Origin of the sequence: Aquabacterium sp. (assembly GCF_050725395.1) — a bacterium.
Taxonomy (GTDB): Bacteria; Pseudomonadota; Gammaproteobacteria; order Burkholderiales; family Burkholderiaceae_C; genus Aquabacterium.
The window spans coordinates 1-6005 of sequence record NZ_JBOHHL010000075.1; the positions used below are offsets into that span (position 1 = coordinate 1).

7 protein-coding genes are annotated in these 6005 nt (G+C 60.9%); 4 read left to right on the plus strand and 3 right to left on the minus strand.

What is annotated here, in order from left to right:
- Positions 1-85: 85 nt before the first annotated feature.
- The 3 genes from ACREB4_RS20990 to ACREB4_RS21000 form a co-directional block, all read right to left on the minus strand.
- Positions 86-502: an HIT family protein gene (locus ACREB4_RS20990; RefSeq protein ID WP_431590187.1), complete on the minus strand. Its 417-nt coding sequence runs from the start codon at positions 500-502 to the stop codon at positions 86-88.
- Positions 502-780, minus strand: a complete 279-nt coding sequence (locus ACREB4_RS20995; RefSeq protein WP_431590188.1) for a hypothetical protein — start codon at positions 778-780, stop codon at positions 502-504. The genes ACREB4_RS20990 and ACREB4_RS20995 overlap by 1 nt, the downstream gene beginning before the upstream one ends.
- Before the next feature lie 127 nt (positions 781-907).
- On the minus strand, positions 908-1558 hold the full coding sequence (locus ACREB4_RS21000) for a PEP-CTERM sorting domain-containing protein (RefSeq protein WP_431590189.1): 651 nt from the start codon (positions 1556-1558) through the stop codon (positions 908-910).
- A gap of 299 nt (positions 1559-1857) precedes the next feature.
- On the opposite strand from ACREB4_RS21000, the gene rpsL reads away from it, so the two are divergent.
- The 4 genes from rpsL to ACREB4_RS21020 form a co-directional block, all read left to right on the plus strand.
- The gene (rpsL, locus tag ACREB4_RS21005) at positions 1858-2238 is read left to right on the plus strand and encodes a 30S ribosomal protein S12 (protein WP_230182817.1); all 381 of its coding nucleotides are present in this window, start codon (positions 1858-1860) and stop codon (positions 2236-2238) included.
- A gap of 192 nt (positions 2239-2430) precedes the next feature.
- A complete protein-coding gene (gene rpsG, locus ACREB4_RS21010; protein ID WP_431590190.1) occupies positions 2431-2901 on the plus strand; it encodes a 30S ribosomal protein S7 in 471 nt (156 codons plus the stop codon).
- Between the two features lie 69 nt (positions 2902-2970).
- Entirely contained in the window at positions 2971-5073 is a 2103-nt protein-coding gene (gene fusA / locus ACREB4_RS21015; RefSeq protein WP_431590191.1) for an elongation factor G, read from the plus strand.
- Between the two features lie 125 nt (positions 5074-5198).
- The coding region (locus ACREB4_RS21020) for an elongation factor Tu (protein ID WP_431590192.1) at positions 5199-6005 on the plus strand (807 nt) is incomplete at its 3' end.

Consider the following 6005-nt stretch of genomic DNA (forward strand, 5'->3'; position numbering starts at 1 on the left):
CACCAAGCGCCCAATAAAAAGCGCCAGGGTTTCAAAGCCCTGGCGCTTTTTTCATGCCGGATCGACAAGCGGTGAGGGTGCTCGCTTAGAACGCGGCCCGGATCTTCTCGGCGATGGCCTGCAACTTGGCCTGGTCTTCCATCTTCGAGGCGTGCCCTTTGCCCAGGGCGCCCAGTGAGCTGGGCAGCACGTGCACGTGGTAGTGCGGCACGGTCTGGCCCGCGGCGGCACCATTCAACTGGAAGACCACGATGCCCGGCGCGTCCATGGCCTTCTTGACGGCCGCGGCCACCTTCTTGGCGGTTTTGATGCAGGCTGCTGCGCTGTCGTCCGACAACTCCAGCAGCGTCTCGGCCGCTTCCTTGGGGATCACCAACGCGTGGCCGTCGGCCTGCGGCATGATGTCCATGAAGGACAGCGTGTGCTCGTCTTCGTAGAGCTTGATGCAGGGGATCTCGCCGCGCAGGATCTTGGCGAAGATGTTCTGGTCGTTGTAGGCCATCACATCACCTCCTCGATGGCGGCCGTCGTGTTGACGGCGTGTTCCGCGATCTGGTCCGGGCTCATGGCCACCACGGCCAGGGGGTAGGTGCCGGACACGATGCCCCGGTACCAGATTTCGACGCCGACCACGCTGGGCGCCAGGCCTTCCACCGCGGAGACAAGGGTCTCGACCACCGTGCTCAAGCCGGCGTCGCCGAACAGCATTTCGCCATGGTCGGTCACCCGGTACTCGTAGGTCCCGGGCTCATATTGGTCAATTTCAATCCGAACGATCATCGTCGCCACTCCATGTAGAGCCGGGATTGTCTCTCGTCCCGCGCCATCACGCAGATTTCAACATGAGGGCCTGGAAGCAAACAAGGTCACCAGAGGTGACCTTGTTCGTGTTGGCGTGGGGTGGATCTCAGGCCGTGGTGCGCCGTGCTGCGCGGCGCGCCGTGAAGGCCACACCCGCCAGACCCAGGCCCATCAGCAGCGCGGTGGTGGGTTCCGGCACCGCGTTGACGGTGGCGCCAATGCCGGCCAGCCGGAAAGCCGACAGGTTGCCGGTGCTGGTGATCTTGAACACGCTGCCCACGGGGGCCGTGGCGTCGGCGAAGCTGAAGGTTTTCACCAGCAGGCCGCCATCGTTGTTGTTGCCCAGGGCCAGCGACTGACTACCCCAGCTCAGCGTGGCCTGGTCGAGCGGGCCGAAGAGGCCATTTTCCCAGAGCGAGAAACCCAGTGCGTTGAGCTTGACCTGCTTGCTGAAGGTCAGCTCCAGATACTCGACCGGGCCGCCCAGCAGGCTGTCGACTTCGCCCGCGTCCAGGCCACCACCGTAGGCGCCCAGGCCGTCGAAGCGGATGGCCAGGGCCAGCGACTTGCCAGTGGTGTCGAAAGCGCGGACCGTCACCCCCAGGTTGCCGGAGACGTAGTTGGGGGCCACGCTGACTTCATCGGTCAGGGGGCCGTGTCCGTAGAACTGGAAAGTGTTCGCGGCAGCTTGCGCGGCCATGGGCGTCATGACCGCGAGGGCGGTGGCGGCGACCAGGGTTTTGAACTTTGCGGACATGGCTTTCCTTCTGATTCTGTGGTGCTTTGGGTTTCTACTGTAACCGTTTTGGGTTAGGTCTGCAGCACCGTCAATCGGGGATGGAATCGCGGACACCGTGGGCCAGAAAAAAGGCGAGTTGATTTGCCTCTTGCCTGCTGGGGCGCATCGGCCCTACAATGGAAGGCTTTTCGGCTTTCGCATCGGCGCTTTTTCATGCAAATCATGAAGTGCGTCTGGGCGAGGGCCGTTTTGTGCTTGCTTGAACAGCGTTGTCAACGAACGCGATCAGGTGAATTTTTCAACGGGAACCTACCAAAATGCCAACGATCAATCAGCTCGTTCGCCATGGCCGCAAGGTCGAGGTGACGAAATCCAAATCGCCTGCGATGCAGAATTGCCCGCAGCGTCGTGGCGTGTGCACCCGCGTGTACACCACCACGCCTAAGAAGCCTAACTCCGCTCTGCGCAAGGTCGCCAAGGTGCGCCTGACCAACGGTTTCGAGGTCATCTCCTACATCGGCGGCGAAGGCCACAACCTGCAAGAACACAGCGTCGTGCTGGTTCGCGGCGGTCGTGTCAAGGACTTGCCCGGTGTGCGTTACCACATCGTGCGTGGCTCGCTCGACTTGCAAGGCGTGAAAGACCGCAAGCAATCGCGCTCCAAGTACGGTGCCAAGCGCCCCAAGAAGACCAAGTAAAAACCGGTCTGAAGAAATTGTCGGTTGCCGCTTCATGCGGGCGTCACACAGTGGCACCAAGCTGAAAGCAATCCGAAATGGCGGTGGTTCTGGGCGTTGTGCCCGAGTCCATCGAGTAAGTGGAAGGTTGATGACAACCTCCGCGATGCGGGCCGAAAGCCCCCATCAACTGAAGCATTGAAAGGAAACGAAATGCCTCGTCGTCGTGAAGTACCCAAGCGTGACATCCTCCCCGATCCCAAGTTCGGAAGTGTCGATCTCTCCAAGTTCATGAACGTGATCATGGAATCCGGCAAGAAGGCCGTGGCCGAACGCATCATCTACGGTGCGCTCGAGCAGGTCGAAAAGAAGGCCGGCAAGGATCCGCTGGAAGTGTTCAACGTCGCTCTTAACAACATCAAGCCCATGGTCGAGGTCAAGTCTCGCCGTGTGGGTGGTGCGAACTACCAGGTTCCCGTTGAAGTTCGCCCCTCCCGCCGTGTGGCCCTCGCCATGCGCTGGTTGAAAGAGTCGTCGCGCAAGCGTTCGGAAAAGTCCATGGCCCAGCGCCTGGCCAACGAGCTGCTCGAAGCAGCCGAAGGCCGTGGCGGCGCCATGAAGAAGCGTGATGAAGTCCACCGCATGGCTGAAGCCAACAAGGCCTTCTCGCACTTCCGCTTCTGATCCACCCGCAGCAATGCAAAAAAAGCTGCCTGCACTGGTTGCAGGCAGCGTGATTTTTGGAGTCACACCATGTCCCGCAAGACCCCGATTGAGCGCTACCGCAACATTGGTATCTCTGCTCACATCGACGCTGGCAAGACCACGACGACCGAGCGCATCCTGTTCTACACAGGCGTGAACCACAAGATTGGCGAAGTGCACGAAGGCGCTGCCACCATGGACTGGATGGAGCAGGAGCAAGAGCGCGGCATCACGATCACGTCGGCCGCGACGACCTGTTTCTGGAAGGGCATGGACATGTCCTACCCCGAACACCGTTTCAACATCATCGACACCCCCGGACACGTGGACTTCACCATTGAAGTCGAACGTTCGATGCGCGTGCTCGACGGTGCCTGCATGGTTTACTGCGCTGTGGGCGGCGTTCAGCCCCAGTCCGAAACCGTGTGGCGTCAGGCGAACAAGTACGGCGTGCCCCGCCTGTCCTTCGTCAACAAGATGGACCGCACCGGTGCCAACTTCTTCAAGGTCTACGACCAGCTGAAGCTGCGCCTGAAGGCCAATCCCGTGCCCGTGGTGATCCCCATCGGCGCCGAGGAAAACTTCCAGGGTGTGGTCGACCTGCTCAAGATGAAGGCCATCTACTGGGATGAAGCCTCGCAGGGCATGAAGTTCGACTACCGCGAGATCCCCGAAGAGCTCAAGGCCGACGCCCAGAAATGGCGCGAAGGCATGGTCGAGGCCGCTGCCGAAGCCAACGAAGAGCTGATGAACAAGTACCTGGAAACGGGCGACTTGACCGAAGAAGAGATCAAGCTGGCCCTGCGCACGCGCACCATCGCCTGCGAAATCCAGCCCATGCTGTGCGGCACCGCGTTCAAGAACAAGGGCGTGCAGCGCATGCTCGACGCCGTCATCGACTACCTGCCCTCGCCGATCGACATCCCGCCGGTCGAAGGCACGGACGACGACGACCAGCCCACCAGCCGCAAGCCTGATGATGCTGAGAAGTTCTCGGCCCTGGCCTTCAAGCTGATGACCGACCCGTATGTGGGTCAGCTGACTTTCGTGCGCGTGTACTCGGGCATCCTGAATTCGGGCGACTCGGTCTACAACCCCATCAAGGGCAAGAAAGAGCGCATCGGCCGGATCCTGCAGATGCACGCCAACCAGCGTGAAGAAATCAAGGAAATCGTGGCCGGCGACATCGCCGCCTGCGTGGGCTTGAAGGACGTGACCACGGGCGAAACCCTGTGCGATGGCGACCACATCATCACCCTGGAAAAGATGGTCTTCCCCGAGCCCGTGATCGCACAGGCCGTGGAACCCAAGACCAAGGCCGACCAGGAAAAGATGGGCATCGCCCTGTCGCGCCTGGCTGCCGAAGATCCTTCCTTCCGCGTCAAGACGGACGAAGAATCGGGTCAGACCATCATCGCCGGCATGGGCGAGCTGCACTTGGAAATCATCGTCGACCGCATGAAGCGCGAATTCGGCGTGGAAGCCAACGTCGGCAAGCCGCAAGTGGCCTACCGTGAAACCATCCGCAAGAAGGTCACGGACGTCGAAGGCAAGTTCGTTCGCCAGTCCGGTGGTAAGGGTCAATACGGCCACGTCGTGCTGACCGTCGAACCGCAAGAACCCGGCAAGGGCTTCGAGTTCGTCGACGCCATCAAGGGCGGTGTGGTGCCTCGCGAATTCATCCCCGCGGTTGAAAAGGGCGTCATCGACTCCCTGAACAACGGCGTGCTGGCCGGCTACCCCGTCGTCGACCTGAAGGTCACCTTGACCTTCGGTTCGTACCACGACGTGGACTCGAACGAAAACGCGTTCAAGATGGCCGCTTCCATGGGTTTCAAGGACGGCTGCCGCAAGGCTTCGCCGGTGATCCTCGAGCCCATGATGGCGGTTGAAGTCGAAACGCCGGAAGACTATGCTGGTACCGTGATGGGCGACCTGTCCTCGCGTCGCGGCATGGTGCAAGGCATGGACGACATGGTCGGCGGCGGCAAGGTCATCAAGGCCGAAGTCCCCCTGTCGGAAATGTTCGGCTATTCGACTTCGCTGCGTTCCGCCACCCAAGGTCGTGCGACTTACTCCATGGAGTTCAAGCACTACTCTGAAGCGCCCAAGAACGTGGCCGATGCCATCATCACGGCCCGTGGCAAGTAAGCAGTAAAAATCAAAGCCGGTCTTCGGCGGCAAGGCGCTCACTGCCTGTGGTGAGCGACCAACCTGCCGCCGGAAACCTTAAACCCCTGCACAGGCAACTGTTCTTTGCTCTCTAGGAGATTGAAATGGCAAAAGGTAAATTCGAACGGACCAAGCCCCACGTCAACGTGGGCACGATCGGTCACGTTGACCACGGCAAGACCACGCTGACGGCAGCGATCACCACGGTGCTGGCCAAGCAATTTGGCGGCGAAGCCAAGGCGTACGACCAGATTGACGCAGCGCCCGAAGAAAAGGCCCGCGGCATCACGATCAACACCGCGCACGTCGAGTACGAAACCAAGAACCGCCACTACGCGCACGTTGACTGCCCCGGCCACGCCGACTACGTCAAGAACATGATCACCGGTGCCGCCCAGATGGACGGCGCTATTTTGGTGTGCTCGGCCGCTGACGGCCCGATGCCCCAAACGCGTGAACACATCCTGCTGTCCCGCCAAGTGGGCGTGCCTTACATCATCGTCTTCCTGAACAAGGCCGACATGGTGGACGACGCCGAACTGCTGGAACTGGTGGAAATGGAAGTGCGCGAGCTGCTCACCAAGTACGACTTCCCCGGCGACGACACCCCCATCATCAAGGGTTCGGCCAAGCTGGCGCTGGAAGGCGACACGGGCGAGCTGGGCGAGCAAGCCATCTTCAAGCTGGCCGAAGCCCTGGACACCTACATCCCCACGCCTGAGCGCGCCATCGACGGCACGTTCCTGATGCCTGTGGAAGACGTGTTCTCGATCTCGGGTCGCGGCACCGTGGTGACCGGCCGGATCGAACGCGGCGTGGTCAAGGTCGGCGAAGAAATCGAGATCGTCGGCATCGCCGACACGCAAAAGACCACTTGCACGGGCGTGGAAATGTTCCGCAAGCTGCTGGAC